This window comes from Streptomyces sp. NPDC102490 (assembly GCF_044765285.1).
In the GTDB taxonomy this organism is placed as follows: domain Bacteria; phylum Actinomycetota; class Actinomycetes; order Streptomycetales; family Streptomycetaceae; genus Streptomyces.
In genome coordinates, this window is the sequence record NZ_JBIWJU010000001.1 from 181,316 (window position 1) to 203,358 (window position 22,043).

20 protein-coding genes and 1 pseudogene are annotated in these 22,043 nt (G+C 73.0%); 8 read left to right on the plus strand and 13 right to left on the minus strand.

Annotated features, from left to right (window positions below):
• Nucleotides 1–165: 165 nt before the first annotated feature.
• The 6 genes and pseudogenes from ACIRGB_RS00820 to ACIRGB_RS00845 all read right to left on the minus strand — a co-directional run.
• Nucleotides 166–1,350 (minus strand): annotated as a pseudogene (locus tag ACIRGB_RS00820) (FxsB family cyclophane-forming radical SAM/SPASM peptide maturase); the annotation flags it as partial.
• Between the two features lie 184 nt (nucleotides 1,351–1,534).
• Entirely contained in the window at nucleotides 1,535–1,744 is a 210-nt protein-coding gene (gene fxsA / locus ACIRGB_RS00825; RefSeq protein ID WP_403857109.1) for an FxSxx-COOH cyclophane-containing RiPP peptide, read from the minus strand.
• Nucleotides 1,745–1,829: 85 nt separating this feature from the next.
• On the minus strand, nucleotides 1,830–5,210 hold the full coding sequence (locus tag ACIRGB_RS00830) for an SAV_2336 N-terminal domain-related protein (protein WP_403857112.1): 3,381 nt from the start codon (nucleotides 5,208–5,210) through the stop codon (nucleotides 1,830–1,832).
• Nucleotides 5,211–5,214: 4 nt separating this feature from the next.
• Nucleotides 5,215–6,237, minus strand: coding sequence for an AAA family ATPase (locus tag ACIRGB_RS00835; RefSeq protein ID WP_403857115.1), 1,023 nt, complete (start codon nucleotides 6,235–6,237; stop codon nucleotides 5,215–5,217).
• Between the two features lie 169 nt (nucleotides 6,238–6,406).
• Nucleotides 6,407–8,599, minus strand: coding sequence for a trypsin-like peptidase domain-containing protein (locus tag ACIRGB_RS00840; RefSeq protein WP_403857118.1), 2,193 nt, complete (start codon nucleotides 8,597–8,599; stop codon nucleotides 6,407–6,409).
• Complete coding sequence (locus ACIRGB_RS00845) at nucleotides 8,596–9,066, minus strand: CU044_2847 family protein (RefSeq protein ID WP_403857121.1); 471 nt, start codon at nucleotides 9,064–9,066, stop codon at nucleotides 8,596–8,598. The genes ACIRGB_RS00840 and ACIRGB_RS00845 overlap by 4 nt, the downstream gene beginning before the upstream one ends.
• A gap of 177 nt (nucleotides 9,067–9,243) precedes the next feature.
• Between ACIRGB_RS00845 and ACIRGB_RS00850 the strand changes: the two genes are divergently transcribed.
• On the plus strand, nucleotides 9,244–9,426 hold the full coding sequence (locus ACIRGB_RS00850; RefSeq protein WP_104636696.1) for a DUF6104 family protein: 183 nt from the start codon (nucleotides 9,244–9,246) through the stop codon (nucleotides 9,424–9,426).
• Between the two features lie 158 nt (nucleotides 9,427–9,584).
• Here ACIRGB_RS00850 and ACIRGB_RS00855 read toward each other — a convergent pair whose 3' ends face one another.
• Complete coding sequence (locus ACIRGB_RS00855) at nucleotides 9,585–10,427, minus strand: hypothetical protein (protein ID WP_403857124.1); 843 nt, start codon at nucleotides 10,425–10,427, stop codon at nucleotides 9,585–9,587.
• Between the two features lie 137 nt (nucleotides 10,428–10,564).
• Between ACIRGB_RS00855 and ACIRGB_RS00860 the strand changes: the two genes are divergently transcribed.
• Both ACIRGB_RS00860 and ACIRGB_RS00865 read left to right on the plus strand, forming a co-directional pair.
• Nucleotides 10,565–11,509 carry a DUF4097 family beta strand repeat-containing protein gene (locus ACIRGB_RS00860; protein ID WP_403857127.1) on the plus strand — a complete coding sequence of 315 codons (945 nt, stop codon included), beginning with the start codon at nucleotides 10,565–10,567 and terminating at the stop codon, nucleotides 11,507–11,509.
• A 1-nt stretch (nucleotide 11,510) separates the two neighbouring features.
• Complete coding sequence (locus ACIRGB_RS00865; RefSeq protein WP_403857130.1) at nucleotides 11,511–12,590, plus strand: helix-turn-helix transcriptional regulator; 1,080 nt, start codon at nucleotides 11,511–11,513, stop codon at nucleotides 12,588–12,590.
• A gap of 70 nt (nucleotides 12,591–12,660) precedes the next feature.
• On the opposite strand, the gene ACIRGB_RS00870 is transcribed toward ACIRGB_RS00865, so the two are convergent.
• From ACIRGB_RS00870 to ACIRGB_RS00885, 4 genes are all read right to left on the minus strand, one after another.
• Nucleotides 12,661–13,227 (minus strand): Clp protease N-terminal domain-containing protein, encoded by a 567-nt coding sequence (locus ACIRGB_RS00870; RefSeq protein WP_403857133.1) that lies wholly within the window; start codon nucleotides 13,225–13,227, stop codon nucleotides 12,661–12,663.
• A complete protein-coding gene (locus tag ACIRGB_RS00875) occupies nucleotides 13,227–13,436 on the minus strand; it encodes a helix-turn-helix domain-containing protein (RefSeq protein WP_403857136.1) in 210 nt (69 codons plus the stop codon). Before ACIRGB_RS00875 ends, ACIRGB_RS00870 begins: the two co-directional genes overlap by 1 nt.
• A 125-nt stretch (nucleotides 13,437–13,561) precedes the next feature.
• A complete protein-coding gene (locus ACIRGB_RS00880) occupies nucleotides 13,562–14,527 on the minus strand; it encodes a zinc-binding dehydrogenase (protein ID WP_403857139.1) in 966 nt (321 codons plus the stop codon).
• A 417-nt stretch (nucleotides 14,528–14,944) separates the two neighbouring features.
• A complete protein-coding gene (locus ACIRGB_RS00885) occupies nucleotides 14,945–16,174 on the minus strand; it encodes an NADP-dependent malic enzyme (protein ID WP_403857142.1) in 1,230 nt (409 codons plus the stop codon).
• A gap of 620 nt (nucleotides 16,175–16,794) precedes the next feature.
• Here ACIRGB_RS00885 and ACIRGB_RS00890 point away from each other — a divergent pair.
• The 3 genes from ACIRGB_RS00890 to ACIRGB_RS00900 are packed head-to-tail and all read left to right on the plus strand — an operon-like array spanning nucleotide 16,795 to nucleotide 19,496.
• A complete protein-coding gene (locus ACIRGB_RS00890; RefSeq protein ID WP_403857145.1) occupies nucleotides 16,795–17,757 on the plus strand; it encodes an ABC transporter substrate-binding protein in 963 nt (320 codons plus the stop codon).
• A gap of 30 nt (nucleotides 17,758–17,787) precedes the next feature.
• A complete protein-coding gene (locus tag ACIRGB_RS00895) occupies nucleotides 17,788–18,738 on the plus strand; it encodes an amino acid ABC transporter permease (RefSeq protein WP_403857148.1) in 951 nt (316 codons plus the stop codon).
• Nucleotides 18,735–19,496 (plus strand): amino acid ABC transporter ATP-binding protein, encoded by a 762-nt coding sequence (locus tag ACIRGB_RS00900; RefSeq protein ID WP_403857151.1) that lies wholly within the window; start codon nucleotides 18,735–18,737, stop codon nucleotides 19,494–19,496. The genes ACIRGB_RS00895 and ACIRGB_RS00900 overlap by 4 nt, the downstream gene beginning before the upstream one ends.
• Nucleotides 19,497–19,558: 62 nt before the next feature.
• Here ACIRGB_RS00900 and ACIRGB_RS00905 read toward each other — a convergent pair whose 3' ends face one another.
• Nucleotides 19,559–20,368, minus strand: a complete 810-nt coding sequence (locus ACIRGB_RS00905; protein ID WP_403857154.1) for a class I SAM-dependent methyltransferase — start codon at nucleotides 20,366–20,368, stop codon at nucleotides 19,559–19,561.
• A gap of 98 nt (nucleotides 20,369–20,466) precedes the next feature.
• Here ACIRGB_RS00905 and ACIRGB_RS00910 point away from each other — a divergent pair, with 98 nt between their 5' ends.
• On the plus strand, nucleotides 20,467–21,096 hold the full coding sequence (locus ACIRGB_RS00910; protein WP_003973714.1) for an ABATE domain-containing protein: 630 nt from the start codon (nucleotides 20,467–20,469) through the stop codon (nucleotides 21,094–21,096).
• Here the strand turns inward: ACIRGB_RS00910 and sodX are convergent.
• Nucleotides 21,000–21,437, minus strand: a complete 438-nt coding sequence (gene sodX / locus ACIRGB_RS00915) for a nickel-type superoxide dismutase maturation protease (protein WP_171987385.1) — start codon at nucleotides 21,435–21,437, stop codon at nucleotides 21,000–21,002. The two genes, ACIRGB_RS00910 and sodX, sit on opposite strands and share 97 nt — an antisense overlap.
• A gap of 145 nt (nucleotides 21,438–21,582) precedes the next feature.
• On the opposite strand from sodX, the gene sodN reads away from it, so the two are divergent.
• Nucleotides 21,583–21,978 carry a superoxide dismutase, Ni gene (sodN, locus tag ACIRGB_RS00920; RefSeq protein ID WP_019326937.1) on the plus strand — a complete coding sequence of 132 codons (396 nt, stop codon included), beginning with the start codon at nucleotides 21,583–21,585 and terminating at the stop codon, nucleotides 21,976–21,978.
• Nucleotides 21,979–22,043: the final 65 nt, after the last annotated feature.

A 22,043-nucleotide genomic window follows, 5' to 3' on the forward strand; every position in this document is an offset into this window, starting at 1 on the left:
AGCGATCCGCCCGGCCGACGCCGGACCAACCACGGACGAACCGGCCGACGCCGGACCGGCCATAGACGGACCCGTCGGGGACGAACCGGTCACGGACGAGTCAGCCACGGTCGGACCGACCACGGGCGGCCCCGCCACAGACGGCCCCGCCACCGGCGGCCCGGCCGCGGACGAGCCGTCCGGCGTCCGTGCGCTCGCGGCGGCGGTGAGTCGCGCGGACACGTGGTGGATGAAGCGCTGGAGGTCCGCGCAGTACACGGAGGGGTTCCGGAAGCCGTGCCCCGCGCGGTAGCGGTGCGCGTAGTGCCCGCCTCCGCAGACCCGCAGCAGCGGGCAGGCCCGGCACTGCCCCGCGAGCGACGCGGTGCCCGCCTGCCGCGCGGCCACCCCCGGGTGCCGCAACGCCTCGTCGAACGTATGGCGGAACACGTCGAGGCCGGTCCGCGCGGCGCCGGGATAGGCCGACTTGAGCGAGTCGACCTGCTCGATCGACCCGTCCGTCTCCACCACGACCGCGTCGAACGGCGCGAGCCCCAGCGCCTCGGTGGCCGCGGGCAGCCCCAGCAGGAGCGCCACGCACTCCTCGAAGAGCCGTACCCGGACCTCACGCCGCCCGGCGGCCCACCAGCGGTCGAAGACGGCGCACAGCCAGTCGCCGTACCGGACGCCGGTCTGTCCGGGCGGCGGCGCCGACCAGTTGCCGTGCGGCAGCAAGAGGTCCAGCGCGGGCGGGCGCAGGTCCAGCAGGGACTCGTACGTCTCGACCGGGTCCAGCGTCGGGTCGACGACGGTCAGCAGTCCCGCGTACGCCTGCGGGTAACGCTCGGCGACCAGGCGGGCGCCCCGTGCCGCGGCGGGCCAGGACGGACGGCCCGCGTGGTCCACCCGCCGTCGGTTGTGGGCGGCGGTGCCTCCGTCGAGGCTGATGCCGACGCGGACGCCGGCGTCGGCCAGTACGGCGAGGTGTTCCTCGGTGAGCAGCGTGGCGTTGGTCTGCACGGTGGCGTGGACCCGACACCCCGGCGGGACCAGCTCCCGGACCCGCCCGGCGACCGCGGCGAGCGGCCCCGCCCCCGCGAGCAGCGGTTCGCCTCCGTGCAGCACCAGGGCGAGGTCACGCAGCGCGTGCCGGGCGGCGTGCTCGGCAATGCGGGTGGCGGTGCGGTCCAGGACGGCGGCGGAGGCGGCGGCGGGACGGTCGCGCCAGCTGCTGTCGGGACCTTCGTACAGGTAGCAGTAGGTGCACGCGAGATTGCAGCGGCCGTGCATCTTGACGATGAACTGGCGGAAGGGAAAAGGGCCTTCGGGGCCGGTCCGCGGACCGGGAACGGCGGGAGCCGGACCGGTCATGGCCTGTTCCGACACTCCAGCACCCCCCATGCCGTAACGATCCGGCCGGTGTCGCCGCGAGCCGGCGCCACGGCCCCGTGCCGCACGGAGCCGCATTCCCGGCGCGGCGGGTGCCCGAAACTCGGCGCCGCGGAAGTTGTCCTATTCACATATCTTCACGCACCAGGATGACCGCGGTCACCGGTCAGAAGGAGTTGTCGAAACCCCACAGCATCTCGCTCGGCTCCGCGGCCCGCGCCCGCAGTTCCCCCAGCACCTCGCGCAGCACCGGATGCTCGATGGTGCCCAGTTGTGCGAGGTCCAGTTCCAGCAGGTCCGGCAGGTCGGGCAGTGGCTCCGGCTCCCCCGTACCCGGAAGCGCCTGCTCCGCCCCGGTCTCGTCCTGTATGTCCATTCCCGTTTCCTCTCCTCCGCTCCGCTGCCCGCTGCCCCTTCGGACCAGGCCCGAGGCCCCCGCGTCCGGCTTCCCGGCATCCCCCTCACTCCAGGTCGGCGAGCCGCTGCGCGGTCTGCCGCGCGGTCGGTTCCCCCGTGGCCAGACGGTCGTCCGGCAACCGGTCCCACTGCGCCCGCGCCGCCGCGTAGGCGTCCCGGGCCGCGCGGGGCCGCACGGCCGCCTCGAAGGACATACCCCGCCAGTGGTGCGCCTGAGCGGCGAGCTCCACGGCCTCCTGGCGCCGGCGCTCCGTTTCGGCCTCCTCCTCCGCCCGGCGGGCCGACTCGGCGGCCGCCCGGAAGGCGTCGACCGCCACGTCCAGGCGCGCCGCGCGGCCGAGACTCTGGAACGCCTCGAACTGCGCCTGCCCCAGCTCCAGTCGGCAGCGCGCCGCCAGCAACGGGTCCTCCGCGTCGGCCGCGGCGAGCCCGAAGAGATGCTCCGCCTCCCTGAGGTCGACCCGGTCGCCGCGCGCCTGGTACCGGAGCATGAGCGCCTGGCCGAGGAGCAGCAGCCGGTGGGCGACCCGACGGCTGCCCGCCGGGGTCTCCATCCGGCAGTCCCGCAGCACCCGGATCGCGCCGGACACCCGGTCCTGACGCCGGTGGGCGGGCTCCAGCGCGGCCAGCCGGAGCAGTACGCTCCCCCACTCGGCGAGCACGTCCGCGTGCGCGGGCGCGTCCCGGGACATCCAGTGCGCCGCCTGCGCGAACCGGTCGGCGGCCCCGTGCAGTTCGGGCGGCTCCCCCGACTCGGCGTAGCGTGCGACGGCCACCCGACCCGCGCGGACCAGCAACGCCGCGCGCTGCGCCTGTTCACGCACCCGGCCGAGGGCCTCGTCGGTCCGGGCCTGGGCCTCGTCCAGCGGGCCGCCCGCCGACAGCAGCGCGTCGACCAGGTCGATCAGCACCCGGACCCGGTCACGGACGGACTCGGCGGTGTCCTGTTCCGGGCCGGCCTCCAGCCCGCGGCGCAGCGACCGCGCCGACTGCTCCGCGTACAGCCGGGCCTGCGCCGGGTCCGCCGTCACCTCCGACAGCCGCAGCAGGGTGCGGCCGTGGGCCAGTAGCAACTCAAAGGGGCGGTCGCTCCGGTCGGGCCAGGCGTCGGCGAACGCCTCCAGCATGCCGACGGCGCTCTGCAGGAGGGCGCTGTCGCCGCCCAGGCGCCACTGCGTCTCCAGGGACGCGACCCGTTCCAGGGTGAGCCGCAGCGCCTCCTCCTCGTCCAGGCCGGGTGCCGCGCACGCGACCGCGTACTCCCGGTCGGCGCGGCGCAGCAGGTCGAGCGCGCCGGACCGGTCTCCGCGCCGTCGCGCGTCGGTGGCGGCGGCGTGCAGCACGCGCGCGAGGACGGCGCGTTCGCGCAGGGCGTGCGCGGGCGCGGCGGCCCGTTCGGCGGCCCGGGTGGCCTCCTTCAGCAGCGCGGCACCGCCCTGCACCTCCCACAGCCGCAGGGTGCAGCGCGCGTACTCGCCCCACAGCTCGGGGTCGGCGCCGGCCGGCCGTTCCTGCTCGGTGGCGCCGCGCAGCAGCTGCACGGCGTCGATGACGTCCTGGACCATGCCCTCGGCGTCGAACCGGGAGAGCAGGGCGCGCGCCCGGACCACCGCCCGGTGCGTGGGCCGCTCCGCGGTGATCTGCGGGCCGGTCCGGCCGTCGTACGTGGCGAACTGCTCGGGCAACGGCATGAACCGCTCCAGGATCCGGGCGGCGACCTCCGCGAAGGGCTGCGGGACCGGGGCGGCCCCGCCGTCGCCGCCGTTCTCGCCCGGGTACCCGGGTCCGGCGTCGAAGGCGTGCGGGTGCGGGCGTCCGGGACCGTCGTCGCCGAGCTGGGCGAGCGCGAGCGCCGGGAAGTTGGGGCCGCCCTTGCCGAAGTGCTGCTCGATGTACTCCGAGCAGTGCTTGAGGACCAGCATGGCCTCGTCCCGCCCGAGCCGGGACAGCAGGGCCTCGCGCACCTCGGGGTCGATGTCGTACCACTGGGAGCCGTCCTCGCCGTGGTCCGCGCGGGCCCGGGTGACCAGGCCGCCGACCAGGACCTCGGCGAGTTCGGACGGGCCGGAACCGGGCAGCATCGTCCGCTGGACCAGCTGCATCACCGGGAGGCAGAGCGGGGTGGCCGCGAGATAGACGGCCAGCCGCGCGGCGGCCGGAGACGCTCCGGCGCTGAACCTGCTGACCCGTTCCAACGGCGTGCGGCGGCGGTCCGGGCGGGCCGCCGGGGCGGCCGGCTGGTCGGCGCGCACCCAGCCCACGGCGCCCGGGACCGGTCCGGCACCGGACAGCAGGCGGGCCCACGACCCGAGGGCCACGGGCTCCGGCGGCAGGACGGGGACGGCCAGCGCGCCCCGGCGGGCCTCGACAGAGGTGCCGGGGGTGGTGCGCAGCCGCAGCACGGCGCCGCCGCCCAGGGTGTCACCGCGCGACAGGTCACCGAAGGTGACGGGCAGCCGGGTGCGGTTCCACATGCGCTGCGGCAGCGGCTGGAGCACGGCGACGGGGCCCTGCCGGGACAGGTGGTGGAGCAGCCGGTGGGCGTGGCCGCTGTGCCACAGCGGGCCGGCGCAGTCGCTGACCAGGACGACGATCCGGCGCCCGGTCGGATCGCTGAGCCGGTCGGCGGCGTGCAGCGGCGCCCCGTGCGGGTCGGCGCTGCGGCTGACGGCCGGGCCCCCGTCCGGCCCCTGGTGCAGGTGGCTGACCTGGACATCGGAGAAGGCTCCCAGCCGGCTGAAGATCTGGGCCAGTTCGGCGAACAGCCGGCCCCACACGCGCATCGAGGAGGACGCGTCCAGCACCAGTTGCAACCGGGCGTCGCCGCGGGGCAGGTAGCGGCGGACGGGCAGGATCAGTCCGCCGGCCCGGGCGCTCACCTCCGCGGTCCCGACCTCGTCGAGTTCGGACCGCAGCGGGGTGGCCGGGCTCCGGTAGCCCTGCAAGGGGCGCAGGGCCCGCTGGAGTTCGAGCGGCGCGGGCAGCACGGGGGCGGCGGGTACGCCCACCGGCAGCGCGCGGGCCCGGCCGGGTCCGTGCTCTCCGGGCTCTTGCCCGGGGGGCAGCGGGTAGAGGGTCACGCGCCGGGCGGGCGGAACCTCGCGCGGCTCCAGCTGCTCGGGCGCGGGCGGCCGGGTCTCGTCCGCCGGCGTCACGGGCGTGGCGGGCGGCCGGGCCACCGGGGGCGCGAGGCGGACGCCGGGGCCGGGCGAGACGTCCTCGGTGTCGGCGGACCGTGTCCACCGGGCCAGCCAGAGCGCGTCGCAGAGCTGCTCGGCGTCCGGGTCCAGGCCGTTCTCCCGCAGTCGCAGGACGAGTCGGGCGAGCGGGTCGTCGGCGGGCACGGCGGTGCGCCCCGCCGCGGAGCCCTCGTCGCCGGGGGCGCCGTGGTGGCCGGGACCGTGACGCGCCGTCTCGTCGGGCATCGCGTCACCTCGGGCGATCGAGCCGCTGGATGAGCAGGTCGGCCAAGCGGTCGCGGCTGGGCGTGGCGGCGGCGTCGGTGAGGTAGATCGCGTTGAGCAACTGGTCCGTCGCCAGCAGCTCGCTGCGGGACCGCTCCAGGAACCGGGTGACGAGGTCGTCGCCCGCGCGGGCCGCCTCGTCGCCCAGGTGGGCCCGTACGAAGGTGGCGAGCCGGTTGTGGTCGGGGCGGCCGAGCTCCAGATGGATGCAGCGCCGCATCAGCGGGGCCGGGAAGTCGCGTTCGCCGTTGCTGGTGAGCACCACGAACGGGAAGGCGCGGCAGCGCACGCGGCCGTCGCGCACCGGCACTTTCACGCCGTCCGCGGTGAGCACCTCGGCCGTGCGGTCCGGCAGCCGGTCCGCGATGCGTTCCAGCTCGGGGATGGCGAACTCGCCCTCCTCCAGTACGTTCAGCAGGTCGTTGGGCAGGTCGATGTCGCTCTTGTCCAGCTCGTCGATGAGCAGGACACGCGGCTTGTCGGAGGGCAGCAGGGCGGTGCCGAGGGGGCCGAGCCGGATGTAGCCGCCGATGCCGTCGACCGCGCCCGGCGTCCCGGACCCGGGGCCGTGGTCCGCCTGCGCGGCGATCTGCACGTCCTGCAGGCGCGCGATGGCGTCGTAGTGGTAGAGGCCGTCCTGGAGTTCGGAGCGGCTGACGATGGACCAGCGCAGTACGTTGCCCAGGCCCAGTTCGTACGCCACCGAGTGGGCCAGGGTGCTCTTGCCCGCGCCGGGGCTGCCGGTGACGAGGAGCGGCCGGCGCAGGTACAGCGCGGCGTTGATCATCTCGAGTTCCTCGGCGCCCGGCCGGTGCAGTTCGGCCAGGTGCCGGTGGGCGCCGAGCCTGCGGTCCTCGGACCCGTCGCCCGACCCCGCCGCGTCCCGGCTGGTGAAGTCCCGCCACGGCGGCGGGTCGGGCAGCCGGTCGAGGCCGTCGTGGGGTTCGCCGGCGCCCCGGTAGATGAGCCACTCGCTGGATTCGGTCATGATCCAATCCTCGTCGTCACTCGTCCGGGGGCGCTGTCGTCGTGGGGGCGTCCATCACGGTATCGATCCTGAACGGGACTGGTAAGAGGCACATCACCCAACGGGTCCCGCGCCAAAGGGACTTGAAACGCAAGAGCGCGCGGTCGGCGCGGGCGCGCGCGGGCCGCGATCACGGTGCCTCCAGCAGGTCACCCGCGCCGGGCAGGGGCTGGTGCGGATCGTCGTACAACAGCGCTATGCCGTGGGCCCAGAAGGTCTCGGGCCGTCCCGACCGCAGTCTGAAACGCAGGTCGCGCACGGCCTCGGGCAACCGGTGGGCGCCGGTCGGGCCCGCGATCTGGTCCAGGGTGCCGCGGTGGAACTCGCCGCAGACCGCCTCCGGCAGCACGTGCCGGCGGCGCCACAGCGCCACGCCGAAACCGCCGCGCACGAGCCGGGCGAGCGCCTCCGTGTCGGCCTCGCGGCCGTGGCCGTCGAATCGGCACAGCACCGGGACCGTGCCGTGCGACAGGCCCCGCAGCTCCTCGACGGGCGGTACGGGTTTGCGCAGGCCGTCGTCGCAGTCGAGGACCGCGGCCGTCGCCGGGTGTGCGTGCAGCCAGCGCCAGCGGGCTCTGCGTTCCTCGTCGATGTCCAGCCGGTCGTCGCCTTCCGAGGCGGCCGCCTGCTGCTCGCCGCCTCCGCCGGACGCACGCCGCCCGCCGGTTCCGTCCGCTTCGCCGTGCTCGCCGTATTCGGCGTACTCGCCGTTCGCCGTCAGCTGGTCGCGGTCGGAGCAGCGCAGGACGACCGGGCGCTGGGTGCCGAGTCGCTCCTCCTCGGGGCCGAGTCGCCAGTCGTCCACGTCGAGGGCCAGCAGCGAGTGCTCCGTCGCCACTTGCAGGACCGCCGGCCGGTCCGGCGTGTCGCACTGCCGGAACGCCTCCTTGAGCGGTGCGGACAGATGGGCGGCGAGGTCGGCCAGCGGGACTCGCTGGACCTCCTTGAGGCGCTTCGCCTCCCCGTCGGAGCGCACGACGAAGACCGACCAGTCGCAGCGGTCCGGCTCCCAGCCCCGCCGCACGATCTCGAGCAGCACCGACGACTGCCCGGTCGCGGCGCGTCCCGGATCACCGGCGGACGCTCCGGTCCGCCGGACGCCCACCACCGGGACGGGCCCGCGCGCCTCCATCCTGGCCTTCCGCCGTTCGACGAGGGCGGTCCGGCGGCCGGGGCCGAGCCGCTGGGCGGCCTGCCTCACCCCGGCCCACAGGGCCTCCTCGGCGGCCGGCGTACTGGGCGCGCGGAACGGGCGGTCGGCGGTCATGGCGTGCACCGCGTAGTCGAGCACCAGGTAGAGGGCGCCGTCGTCGCGCGCGTACTCGTACAGGGCACCGAGTCCGTCACGCCAGCCGCGCGGGGCGGGCAGCGGAGCCGGGGCCTCGAAGTCCGGCAACGAGTCGAGGAGGTCCAGCAGGGAACTGGTGCTGGACGGCGGCGGCAGGTCCGCGAGACGGCCGAGCAACTGGACGCGCTCGTCGGGGCTCAGCGTCTGACCGGGCCGGGCACCGAGCTGGCTCTGCACGTCGGCCCAGGTGTGCCGGCGCGCGTCCGGATGGCGCTGCCGGTCGCGGTGGTACCGGTCGTGGGCGTGCACCACCGCCTGGTACAGATCGTCGGCTTCCGACTTCAGCTCCCCGGAGGGCACGGGCAGCGTCCGCAGCTGTTCGAGCCCGGTGGAGGTGCCCCCGCGCGCGTGTTGGGAGCGCGACTTCAGTACGCCGATGACCTCGCCGCGCTCCGGATCGATCACGGGGCCGCCGGAGACGCCGTCCGGCAGGTCGTTGTCCCCGAGGCGCATCTGGACGTCCGTGGTCCAGCCGCCGAGGGTGCCCTGCACGGTGAGGGTGCCGTCGAGCATGCTCAGCCGCCCGTCGACCACCGTCCAGCCCGCGTACAGGACCTTGCCCTCGCCGAAGTAGGCCGCGGGGCGCTCGGAGAGGTACACGCACTCGTGGTCGACCGGCTCGCTCAACCGCACCAGCGCGAGGTCGGGGGCGGGCCAGTTGCCGGGCAGGGACCCGGCGCCCTCGGGCAGCGCCGCCGCCACATGGCCCGAGACCGCGGACATGCCGCGGCCCGGTGCGGGCTCGTACACCACCACGACCTCGCCCCCCTCACCGCCGCATGCCACGTGTGCGCAGGTCAGAACCCAGCTCGGCGCGACGAAGTAGCCGCTGCCGAGGAACGTCCCGGGTTCGTCGAGGGCATACCCGGCGTCCGGCCGATGAATGCGGACGGTCGCCGCCATGACGAGGCCACGCAGCGCACGGCGGGCCGCGTCGTGGGCCCCCGGTGCGCCGGGGGCGCGTCCGTGCGTCATGCCCCGCTCCCGGACGCGGCGGCACCGGTGCCGCCGTGCCCCGGAGCGCGGGCGGACGCGTCCGCACCGGCGTCGGGGGGCTCACCACCCGGGGCGCGCGCGTCGGGCGGGGGCGGGGCCGGCGGGCCGCCGTTCCAGGTGAGGGTGACCGTGATGCCCGCCTTGGCCTCACCGTCGGCGAGGAGGCCCACGACCTTGCCGGCCTTGGCCGTCAGCTCGATCCCGAACTGGACGCTCACCTCGTCCGGCCGCACCGCGCGCAAAGGTTCCGCCAGCGAGTGCGCGACACCGGTCACGAGCGCGTTCAGGCTCTCCACGCTCGCCTCGATCCGCTCGGTGAAGCCGGTGTCGCTGAACGACAGCTGCCCGGTCGGCGCCGGCAGCTCCGCCGCGCCCGAGATCCGGGCCCAGACCGGTGTCCCGTCCGGCAGCAGAATGCGCGTGACGCGCGTCGCTTCCTGTCCCATGCGTCTCCCCCGTCCCCGCGCCCCCGCGACGGCCCCGGAAGGCACAGCCCTGTGGACGCCTATCCTTGTGCTGTCTTCACAACCGACGGACAGACCCCATCTCTCCACCCCGCAGGCACAGGTTTCTTCCCGCACGGGAGCCTCTCAACCCTGCGAAGACCCGACGGAGCACGATCCATGTACTTCACCGACCGCGGCATCGAGGAGCTGGCGAAGCGGCGCGGCGAGGAGGAGATCACCTTCGAGTGGCTCGCCGAGCAGCTGCGCACGTTCGTCGACCTGAACCCGGACTTCGAAGTACCGGTGGAGCGCCTCGCCACGTGGCTGGCACGGCTGGACGACGAGGACGAGGACGAGTAGGACGCCGGGACACGAGGACACCGGGACACGAGAACGACGGGACACGAGGACGACGGGCAGGGGCGCGCGGGCGCCGCGAGGAGCACGTGGGAACGCGCGGGCGCCAGGGGCCGCCTCGGCCGCACGGCGGGGCCCGCCGAACCGCCGGGGCGGAACCGTCAGGTGCGCCTGGAGAGCCCGTGGGCCGCGCCGAGCGCGCCGTGCCCGACCAGCAGCGCCCCCGCCGCGGTCCAGCCTCCGCTGCGGCGCCGCAGACCCCAGACGGTGAGCGGCAGGCCCGTCGCCATCTGGGCCACGGCCAGCGCGCGTGCCCCCGGGCCACCCGTCCAGGGCAGCCAGGCGGCCGGGCGGCACCCGTCGGCGGTCGGGCGGCGTCCGGCGGCCTCGGTCCGGCGCGCGCCGGGCAGGGCGCGGGCGGCCGCGCCGAGGCGGTCGGCGCCCTCACCGGGGTCCAGCCCGGCGGGGAGGTCGACCCCCGCGCGGGTGAGCACCGCGAGCAGTCCGCGCAGCCTGGCCCGGGCGCCGGCACCGGCCCGGGCCGCCCCGGGTTCGCGATCGGCGTCCGGATCGGCCCGGGTCAGCCGGTCCAGCGACTGCACGTCCAGGACCGGGTCCAGGCCCAGCCGGGCGGCAAAGGTGCGCATCGCCTCGTCCTCGCCGGCCGGCGTACCGTTCGCGAGCCACACGTAGCCCACCGGGCGGCGGAATCCGGACGCGAGGGCGTATCCGGCCCGGTCGGCGTCCCACCACAGGGCGAGTACGGGCCAGGGGGCGCCGACGGCGAGCGCCGCGGCCCAGCCGGTGACGACGCGGTCGACCGGCTCTCCCCCGTCCCGCCAGGGTCCGCCCTCCGGCACGAGCACGCTCCACCCCTCACCGGCTCTGACCAGCGGCATCCGTGCGCCCAGCAGGGGTGCGACGGCGGCGACGGAGTCCGGCTCGGCGCGGCAGAGCAGCAGGGCACCGGGAGGGGGAGCGGACACCGAGTCTTCCGTCGACATAGGGACAAGTTAGGGCAGGTCGCCCCGTCCGGCCGGTCGTTGATCACCAGAACAGGTGTCTTGACTTTCCATGTCCGCGATATATCGTGAATTGCGAGGGACGCGATATGGCGCGTTCGGTCGAGGAGGTCTGCCCCATGTCCGAGTGGTCCGTCGCAGAGCCCAGGAAGCTCACCTTCGACGAGTCCGTGCGCCGACTCCACGTACGCATTGTCGGTGGAACGGTGAACGTGGTGGGCACGGACGAAGGTTCCGCCCGTCTGGAGGTCTCCGAGATCGAGGGACCACCTCTCGTCGTGACCCACCGGCGCGGCGTGCTCACGGTGGCCTATGAGGACCTGCCCTGGAGGGGGTTCCTCAGGTGGCTGGACCGCAAGCGCCGCAGCGCGGTGGTCTCCCTCGCGGTGCCGACCGGCACCCGGGTGGAGGTCGGCGCGGTCAGCGCCGCGGCCGTGGTCTCGGGCCTCGGCGGACCCGCCGAGATCAAGGGCGTCTCGGGGGACACCACGCTGGTGAGCCTCGCGGGCCCCGTCCGCGCGGACACCGTCTCGGGGAACGTGGAGGCCCAGGCCCTCACCGGCGACCTGCGCTTCAACTCCGTCTCCGGCGACCTGACGGTGGTGGAGGCGGGCTCCTCCGTGCGGGCCGACTCGGTGAGCGGATCGATGATCGTCGACCTGCACCCGGCCGGTGGACCCACCGACATCAGCCTGAACAGCGTCTCGGGCGAGATCGCCATCCGGCTGCCCCAGCCGGCCGACGCCCAGGTCGAGGCGAACACGGCCAGCGGCATGGTGAGCAGCGCCTTCGAGGACCTCCGGGTGGGCGGCCAGTGGGGGGCCAAGCGCATCACCGGCCGGCTCGGCGCGGGCAACGGGAGGCTGAAGGCCACCACGGTCTCCGGCTCCATCGCCCTGCTCCGCCGTCCGGCGGAGCAGGGCACACCGTGGGAGCGGGAGCCGGAGGACACCGACCCGGCGGGCCGGGCCCAGGACGGCTCGGGGGACAATTCCGCTTCCGTCCGGGACCAGGGCGCCACCGACGCCCCTTCCGACGGCACGACCGACAAGAAGGTGCTCTGACATGCCCCCCGTCTTCGCCCACGGCCGCCTCCGCCTCTACCTCCTCAAGCTCCTGGACGAGGCCCCGCGCCACGGTTACGAGGTGATCCGGCTCCTCGAAGAACGCTTCCAGGGCCTGTACGCCCCGTCCGCGGGCACGGTGTATCCGCGCCTGGCCAAGCTGGAGGCGGAGGGCCTGGTCACCCACACCACCGAGGGCGGCCGCAAGGTGTACGCCATCACCGACGCCGGGCGCGCCGAGCTGGCCGACCGCAGCGGCGAGCTGGCCGATCTGGAGCTGGAGATCCGCGAATCGGTCGCCGAGCTGGCCGCCGAGATCCGGGCCGATGTGCGGGGGGCGGCCGGCGATCTGCGGCGTGAGATGCGGGCCGCGGCCACCGCGGCCCGCCGGGGCACCTCCGGGCCGCACGACGAGGGGAACGGCTCCGCCGGCGGTGCCGGGGACACCGACGAGAAGGAGGCGTGGCGGGCCGCCAAGGAGGAGATGCGGCGGGTCAAGCAGGAGTGGAAGGAGCAGGCCCGCCGCGCCAAGGACGAGAGCCGCCGCGCCCGCGACGAGGCGCAGCGGGCCCGGCGCCAGGCCAAGGAGGCCCAGGAGCGGGCCCGCGCCCAGGCGCAGGAGGAGGTCCAGCGCATCGCCCAGCGCGTGCAGGAACAGGTGCAGGACCACTTCGCCCGGGGCGACTGGCCGACGGGGCTGCGCGAGGGACTGAGCGAACTGGCCAAGGAGGTCGGCGACTTCGGCAAGGACTTCGGGAAGGAGTTCGGCAAGGACTGGGGCTTCGGCCGCCCCGACACCGGGAGCACCGACACCGGGAGCACCACCCACCCGCCCGACTACTCCGTCACGCCCGAGGACTTCCCCGCCGAATACACCCCGAGCTGGGCCCACGAGGACGCCGCGGAGTCGACCGGCGACCCGGCCCGTGACCTGGACCGGCTGCTCGACCGCTTCCGGGACGACATCCGCGACGCGGCCCGGGACCACGGCGTGACGGCCGACCAGTTGCGCGACACCCGCGGTCGGCTGTCGGAGGCGGCGGCCCACATCGGGGCGATCCTGCGCACACCGAAGATCTGAGCCCGGCAGCCGGACGGTGCGCGGGCCCCGCCCTCGCCTCAGGGGCGCCGCGCGGCCGGGGAGGCGCCGGTCAGGCGCAGGCCTCTCCGGCGCCGTCGCCCAGCACCCTGGTCAGCGACGCGTGGGTCACCCCGTGGTCGGCGAGCACCTCGGCGGGCACACCGGGGCGCAGGGCCAGGGCGAGGAGGAGATGTTCGTCCCCGATGCGCCGGTCGCGGCGGGCGACGGCGACCCGCAGCGCCTTCTCCAGGACCTCCCTGGCGCCCCGGCCGAAGCTCCGGTGTCCGGACCACCGGCGCCCGCCCTTCCGGTCGTCGACGGACATCGCCCCCACGCCATGGGCCTCCTCCACCTTGGCGACGATCTCCGTGACGTCGATCCCCAGTCCGGCGAGGGCCTCCGTCTCGGACTGCGACAGACCGGCCCGGCGCCGCGCGTCCCGCAGCGCCTGACGCACCCCCTTCCGGTGCTCGTCGACGCCCAGGGCCGCCAGCGCGAAGGAGGCACGGCTGCCCTCCCGGTCCAGCAGGGCGAGCAGCAGGTGCTCGGGCTCGACGGTCCCCGCCCCCGCCTCCTCGGCGTGTCCGACCGCCCCCTGCACGACCGCGCGGGCGTCCTTCGTGAATCGCTCGAACATCAATGCCTCCCGTACTTCTTGTGCACGGCCTGCCTGCTGACCCCGAGTTCCGTGGCGATCTCCTGCCACGACCACCCCTGCTGCCGCGCGCTGCGCACCTGCACGGCCTCCAACTGCTCCACCAGCTTCCGCAGAGCGGCGACGGCGCGCAGCCCGATCCGGGGATCGCGGTCACCCGCACGCGCGGCGAGATCCGTTGCTTCACTCATACTGTCAACGTAAGTTGACATGCCGTGATTGTCAATCCCGGTTGACACCTGAAAACGGGGCGGCGCACGCGTACGGCGGGCCCGGGGAACCGGACCCGCCGTACGTGAGGAAACGCGTCAGGAGTTCAGGAGTTGCTGAGCACGATCTTGCCGAACTGCTCCCCGGAGGCCATCCGCTCGAAGCCTTCACGGGCCCGGTCCATCGGGAGCACCTCGTCGATGACGGGCCGCACTCCGGTGGCGGCGCAGAAGGACAGCAGGTCCTCCAGCTCGTCCTTGGAACCCATCGTGGAGCCGACGACCCTGAGCTCCAGGAAGAAGATCCGGGTCAGCTCGGCGTGGGAGGGCCGGTCGCCGCTGGTGGCACCGGAGATGACCAGCGTGCCGCCCGGCCGGAGCGACTTGATCGAGTGCGACCAGGTCGCGGCGCCCACGGTCTCGATCACGGCGTCCACCCGCTGCGGCAGCCGCGCACCGGTCTCGACGGCCTCCACTGCACCGAGCTCCAGGGCCCGCTTGCGCTTGGCCTCGTCCCGGCTGGTCGCGAAGACCCGCAGACCCGCCGCCTTGCCGAGCACGATCGCGGCCGTGGCGACCCCGCCGCCGGCGCCCTGCACCAGCACCGAGTCACCGGGACGCACCCCGGCGTTGGTGAACAGCATCCGGTACGCCGTCAGCCAGGCGGTCGGCAGACAGGCGGCCTCCTCGAAGGAGAGCTCCCTGGGCTTGGGCAGGACGTTCCAGGTCGGCACGGCGACCTGCTCGGCGAACGTCCCCGGGTAGCGCTCGGTGAGGATGGAGCGGGGCTCCTTGGGGCCGACCCCGTGGCCGCTCTGGCCGATCACGGAGTGCAGGACGACCTCGTTGCCGTCGGCGTCGATCCCGGCGGCGTCGCAGCCGAGGATCATCGGCAGCCGGTCCTCGGGGAGGCCGACGCCGCGCAGGGACCACAGGTCGTGGTGGTTGAGGGAGGCGGCCCTGACATCGACGACACTCCAGCCGGGCCGGGCCTCGGGAGCCGGAAGCTCTCCCAACTCCAGGCCGGCCAGCGGCTGGTCGCGGTCGATTCGGGCGGCATAGACAGCGAACATGACCTCGACGATAGGTTCCCCACCCCCCAACGGGAACCACACCCCCCTGTGACACACCCCCTCTTGCGCACCCCCGCACCTACGAGCACACGCCCCCGTAACTGCGGGCACACGCCCCCGTAACTGCGGGCACACGCCCCCGTAGCTGCGGGCACTCGCACCCACGTAGCTGCGGGCAATCGTGCCGCTGGGGCGGCACGGGTGGGCGCAGCGGCACCCGGCCAGCGCCGGTCAGCGCCCCCCCCCACCCACGCCCAGCACAAGCGCACCCGCACGCGCACTCGAACCCGCACCCCCACCCGCACGCGGCCCCGCACCCCCATCCACCCCCAAAGACAAGCGGCCCCGCCCACCAAGGACGAGGCCGCTCACCACACACGCCATATACACAGCGCTGTACACACACCGCTCACACCGTCACCGGCGCGCAACCCCCTCCGCCCGGGCAGCCGCCGCCACCGCAGCCGTGACAGCCGGCGCGACCCGCTCGTCGAACGGCGACGGAATGACGTAGTCCGCGGCGAGGTCGTCCCCCACCACGGCGGCCAGCGCCTCGGCCGCCGCGAGCTTCATGCCCTCGGTGATCCGCGACGCCCGCACCTGCAACGCGCCCGCGAAGATGCCCGGGAACGCCAGCACGTTGTTGATCTGGTTCGGGAAGTCCGACCGCCCCGTCGCGACGACCGCCGCGTACTTGTGGGCGACCTCCGGATGCACCTCGGGGTTCGGGTTGGCCATCGCGAAGACGAACGCACCCTTCGCCATCGAGGCCACCGCCGCCTCCGGCACCGTACCGCCGGAGACGCCGATGAAGACGTCGGCGCCCGCGAGGGCCGCCTCCAGCGGGCCGGACAGCCCGGCCTTGTTGGTGAAGGAGGCCAGTTCCTGCTTGACCGGCGTCAGGTCGTTACGGTCGGCCGAGACGACACCCTTGCGGTCGGCGACCGCGACGTCCCCGATGCCGGCCTCCACCAGCATCTTGGCGATGGCGACCCCGGCCGCGCCCGCGCCCGAGATCACCGCCCGCAGCTCACCCAGCGTCCGCCCGCTCAGCCGCGCCGCGTTCCGCAGGGCGGCCAGCGTCACGACCGCCGTGCCGTGCTGGTCGTCGTGGAAGACCGGGATGTCCAGGCGCTCCTGGAGCTTGCGCTCGATCTCGAAGCACCGCGGCGCCGAGATGTCCTCCAGGTTCACGCCGCCGAACGAGGGCGCGAGCCGGACCACGGTCTCGACGATCTCGTCGGCGTCCGTGCAGTTCAGGGCGATCGGGACCGCGTCCACTCCGCCGAACTGCTTGAAGAGGATGGCCTTGCCCTCCATCACCGGGAGGGACGCCTCGGGCCCGATGTCACCGAGTCCCAGCACCGCCGTACCGTCCGTCACGACCGCGACGACCGACGACTTCCAGGTGTAGTCGTGGACGAGGTCGGGCTGCTCGGCGATCGCGCTGCACACTTTCGCGACGCCGGGCGTGTACGCCAGGGACAGGTCGTCCTTGTCGCGGACCGGCACGGTGGCCTGCACGGCCATCTTGCCGCCGCGGTGCAGCGCGAACGCGGGGTCGAAGGAGTCGAGCGGCTCGGCGCCCTCCTCCTGCTCCGCACCGGCTTCGCTGTCGCTGCGAGGATTGACGATCTCCGCTGCCACTTTGTCTTACCCCTTAAGAGTTCATGGTTTGAGGGTTTGTCCACTCCTGGTGAGGAATGGGCGGGCACCGCACAGGGAGATGGCTGTCTGGGCCACGCGGACCCCTGCGCGACGGGCGCGCCGCACACGCGCCCTGAGCCCCTGATGAGGGGTGTAAAGAACCTTCTTACCCGACGGACGCCCCCCGCGACGAGTCCGATAAGCGCAAGCTCACATGCCGGACCCCGAACGCCGCATGTCGGTGACATGGCTCATAGCCGCCGTTCCGGACAACCTCCCGGCACCTCTTGACAGCGTCGCGGGCGCCACCTTCGACGGCTCCGTCCACCCGCGATCCATGCGCGGAGCACGAGAAATTCCGCAGATCTTCCGGCCGGAGGGGCAGATTCCCGTAAAGGTTCGGTCGTGATGTACCGACCTGGTGCGGTTCGGGGGCCGACCCGTTATCCGATTTTGACATGACGGCCCCCCTGAACGGCCGAGTCCGAATGGCAAGATGCCGTAATCACACGAGGTCGCGGCACTCGAAGGTGTGTGCTCTCGTCGACCCACGGCACCGGTCGGGCCCCGGCCGGCGTCCCGTCCCATCGGCAACTCCCTCATCCGCCGGAGGAACCACCATGACCGCACGCTCCACCCGTCGTACGACCGCCGCGCACTCCCGGCTAGCAGCGGTCGGTGCGATCGCGGTCGCAGGCGCTCTGCTGCTCACCGGATGCGGCGACCAGACCGAGAACAGCGACTCCGGCGGCAGCGACAACCAGTCCGCGAGCGGTGCTCCGCTCGCCGACAAGCTGCCGCAGTCGATCCGTGACAAGGGGACCGTCAAGGTCGGCTCCGACATCGCGTACGCCCCCGTCGAGTTCAAGGACGGCTCCGGCAAGACCGTCGGCATCGACCCGGACCTCGCGGACGCGATGGGCAAGCAGCTCGGGGTGAAGTTCGAGTTCGAGAACGGCACCTTCGACACCCTGATCACCGGTCTGCGCTCCAAGCGGTACGACATCGCGATGTCCGCGATGACCGACACCAAGGACCGCCAGGAGGGCATCGACTCCGACACCGGCAAGAAGGTCGGCCAGGGCGTCGACTTCGTCGACTACTTCACCGCCGGTGTCTCGATCTACACCAAGAAGGGCGACGACCAGGGCATCAAGACCTGGTCCGACCTGTGCGGCAAGAAGCTCGTGCTCCAGCGCGGCACGGTCTCCGAGGACCTCGCCAAGGCCGAGAACGAGAAGTGCCCGGCCGGCAAGAAGATCTCCATGGAGGCCTTCGACAACGACCAGCAGGCCCAGACCCGCCTGCGCGCGGGCGGCGCGAACGCCGGCTCCTCCGACTTCCCGGTGGCGGCGTACGCGGTGAAGACCTCGGGCGGCGGCAAGGACTTCCAGCTCGTCGGCGAGCAGGTCGAGGCCGCGCCGTACGGCATCGCGGTCGCCAAGGAGAACACGCAGCTGCGCGACGCCCTGAAGGCGGCGCTGGACGCGGTGATCGCGAACGGCGAGTACAAGAAGATCATGGACAAGTGGGGCGTGGCCGAAGGCGCCGTCACCCAGGCCACCGTCAACGGCGGCAAGTGACCGCGCGGCGGGCACCGAAAGGCAACATCCGTGACTGTTGACATCGACAAGACGGCGGGCGGCCCGGCCGACACCCCGCCGACCCCGCCGGAGGCCATCAAGGCCATCCCGGTCCGGCACTACGGGCGGTACGTCTCCGCCGTCGTCGCGATCGCGCTGCTGGCCGCGGTCGTCTACGCGTTCTCCCAGGGCAAGATCAACTGGGGTGCGATCCCGGACTACTTCTTCGACGACCGCATCGTGACCGGCATGGGCAAGACGCTGCTGCTCACCGTGCTCGCGATGCTGATCGGCATCGTCGGCGGCATCCTGCTCGCCGTGATGCGGCTCTCGAAGAACCCGGTGACCTCGTCCATCGCGTGGTTCTACATCTGGTTCTTCCGCGGCACGCCGGTCCTGGTGCAGCTCGTCGTCTGGTTCAACCTCGGCCTGGTCTTCGAGTACATCAACCTCGGCCCGTTCTACCGCGACGAGTGGTCGGACTTCATGACGCCGTTCCTGACGGCGCTGCTCGGTCTCGGCCTCAACGAGGCCGCGTACATGGCGGAGATCTGCCGCGCCGGTCTGCTCGCGGTCGACGAGGGCCAGACGGAGGCGGCGCACGCGCTCGGCATGAGCCACGCCAAGACGCTGCGCCGGATCGTGGTCCCGCAGGCGATGCGCGTGATCGTGCCGCCGACGGGCAACGAGGTCATCAACATGCTGAAGACGACCTCCCTGGTGTCGGTCGTCCAGTACGCCGAGTTGTTCCGGGTCGCCCAGGACATCGGCCAGACCTCGGGCGCCCCGGCCGAGATGCTGTTCCTGGCGGCGGCCTGGTACCTGCTGCTGACCTCGGTCTTCAGCGTCGGCCAGTACTACCTGGAGCGTTACTACGCCCGCGGCTCCAGCCGCAGTCTGCCGTCCACCCCGTTGCAGAAGATCAGGGCGAACCTGCTCTCCCTGTCGAACCGCTCCAGCACGACGGGAGGTGCGGCATGACCGCCATGGTCAAGGCCGAGGGCGTGCACAAGTCCTTCGGCGCCGTCGAGGTCCTCAAGGGCATCGACCTGGAGGTGAAGCAGGGCGAGGTGTTCTGCCTCATCGGCCCCTCCGGCTCCGGCAAGTCCACCTTCCTCAGGTGTATCAACCACCTCGAGAAGATCAACGCCGGGCGTCTGTACGTCGACGGCGAGCTGGTCGGCTACCGCCAGAAGGGTGACAAGCTCTACGAGCTGAAGGACAGCGAGGTCGCCGTCAAGCGCCGGGACATCGGCATGGTCTTCCAGCGCTTCAACCTGTTCCCGCACATGACGGCCGTGGAGAACGTCATGGAGGCGCCGGTCCAGGTCAAGGGCATGAGCAGGGCCCAGGCCAGGGAACGCGCACGCTCCCTCCTGGAGCGCGTGGGCCTGGCCGACAAGGCCGGCAACTACCCCTCGCAGCTCTCCGGCGGCCAGCAGCAGCGCGTCGCCATCGCGCGGGCCCTGGCGATGGACCCGAAGCTGATGCTGTTCGACGAGCCGACCTCGGCGCTCGATCCCGAGCTGGTCGGCGACGTCCTCGACGTCATGCGCGACCTCGCGGAGTCCGGCATGACGATGGTCGTCGTCACCCACGAGATGGGCTTCGCCCGCGAGGTCGGCGACAGCCTGGTCTTCATGGACAACGGCGTGGTGGTCGAGTCCGGCAACCCGCGCGACGTCCTGACCGACCCGCAGCACGAGCGGACGAAGGCGTTCCTGTCCAAGGTGCTCTGAGACCGCGGGAGCAGCGGCCGGGGGCGGTACGGATCTCCGTACCGCCCCTTCGGCGTGTGCCCCTACTTGACCGCCAGCAGCAGGGTGTCCGACGGCGAGCACCACACCGGCCGCGCCTCGCCGAAGCCCTTCTCGCGCAGCACGCGCGCGTGCCAGGCCGCCGAGGGCATGTCGCCGTCGGCGTGCTCGCCGTAGATCTCGAAGCGGCGGGCGGTGGGTCCGGCGAGCACCGGGTCCTTGGCGGCGAGCTGCCACCACTCGGACCAGTCCAGCGCGCCCTCGTCCTTGGCGGCGTCCATCCGCGCGTGCCGCTGGGCGCGCTCGGCCGCGTTGATCCTGGGCGTGGTGTCGTCGATCATGTGGTCCGCGTTCATGAAGACACCACCGTCACGGACCAGCTCCGCGACCCGGCCGTAGAGATCCGCGAGGGGTTCGGCGTGCAACCAGTGCAGGGCCGTCGCGGTCAGCACGGCGTCGTACGAGCCGTACGGCAGCTTCGACGGCCAGTCGGGGTCCTTGAGGTCGGCGGTGACGAAGGAGACCCGCTCGTCGTCCGCGAAGGTGCCCTCGGCGATGGCGAGGAGCGCGGGGTCGAGGTCCACGCCGGTGCTCGTGGCCTGCGGGAACCGGGCGAGCAGCCGGGCCGTGATGGTGCCGGTGCCGCAGGCGAGGTCGAGCACCCGCGGCGCGGGGCCGACGAGTGCCTCGACCATGTCGAGCATGATCCGGAACCGTTCCTCGCGGTCCGGCATGTACCACTCCTGCTGCCGGTCCCAGCTCTGCTGCCACGCCTGCCAGTCGGCGCCCGCCGCGGCGGGCGTGCCGGCGGGCGTGGCGGGCGTAGTGGCCGTGGTGGTGTCCGCGTTCGTCATCGAGCCCCTCCGTGTAGCGTCGCGTAATACCCTGGAAGCGCGATCAGCTGTTACCTGACCGCAGGCACGACCATAGAGCCCCTCCGTAAGGACTACAAGTGGAACTGGCCTATTACTCGGATTACGCCGTACGTCTCGTCAACACCGAGGAACCGTCGCGGGGCCAGGACTCGCTGACCTCGGTGGAGGCCGTCCGTGAGCTGTTCGGCGCCAACCAGTCGGCGGCCCGGCGCGCGTCCGACGCCGACGTGACCCGGTTCCGTTCGGTCCGGGGACGGCTGCGCGCGGTCTTCGAGGCGGCCGACGGCGGCGACGAGACCCTCGCCGTGGACCTGCTGAACTCACTGCTCCTGGAGTTCCCGGTGAGCCCGCAGATCTCCGGCCACGACCACCGCGCCGAGGACGGCAGCCCGCTGTGGCACATGCACTTGGCCGACCACCCCTCCAACGCGACCGCCGGTTTCGCGGCCATCGCCGCGATGGGTCTCGCCTTCCACCTCACCGAGTACGGGGTGGACCGGCTGGGCCTGTGCGAAGCGGCCCCCTGCCGCAACGCCTACCTGGACACCTCCACCAACCGCTCCCGGCGCTACTGCTCCGACCGCTGCGCCACCCGCGCCAACGTGGCGGCCTACCGCGCCCGCAAGCGCCTGGAGGCGGACCGGTCGGCCGGCACCGGCCTGACCGCCGACAGCGCCCAGCGGACCACGGCGAGCGGCGAACGCTGACCCGGCCGCGGCGGCCGGTACCGGAACCGGACCCTGCCCAGCACCAGCTCCTGCGGGACCACCCCGTAGTCGGTGCTGTCCCCGCCCGCGAACGCGTTGTCCCCGAGCACCCACCAGCCGGTCCCGCGCCGTTCGGCCGCCCGCTTGACCACGAGCAGGTCCTGCTGGAAGGGGTGCCGCAGGACGACCACGTCACCCGGCCTGACCCGCGCTCCCCAGTGCACGAGCAGCACGTCGCCGTGGTGCAGCGTGGGCACCATCGACGGCCCGGTCACCTCGGCCGGTCCGAAGGGCAACGCCCCTCTGGCGCGCTCGGTCTCCTGCGACAGTTGCTCCGGCATCACCCGGCACCTCCCCGGTTCTTCCTCCACCAGTCTCAGTCTCACCCCGGACTTTTGTCCTAAGCCCATGGGGGCACTCGCGAAATCGGGCCTCCCAGGGAGTAATGTCCCCCCTGAGAAGACGATCACGAGGAAGGAACGCTTCATGCTTTCCCGCCTGTTTGCCCCCAAGGTCACGGTCAGCGCCCACTGCGACCTGCCCTGCGGCGTGTACGACCCGGCCCAGGCCCGCATCGAGGCGGAGTCGGTGAAGGCCGTCCAGGAAAAGATGGCCGGCAACGACGACCCGCACTTCCAGACGCGCGCCACGGTCATCAAGGAGCAGCGCGCCGAGCTGGCGAAGCACCACGTCTCCGTGCTGTGGAGCGACTACTTCAAGCCCCCGCACTTCGAGAAGTACCCGGAGCTGCACCAGCTGGTCAACGACACCCTGAAGGCCCTGTCGGCCGCCAAGGCTTCGAAGGACCCGGCGACCGGCCAGAAGGCCCTGGACTACATCGCCCAGATCGACAAGATCTTCTGGGAGACCAAGAAGGCCTGACGAACGTCAGCATCCCGGGGCCGGCGATCGGTGCACCATCGCAGGCCGCAGGACAGCCCGAAGGG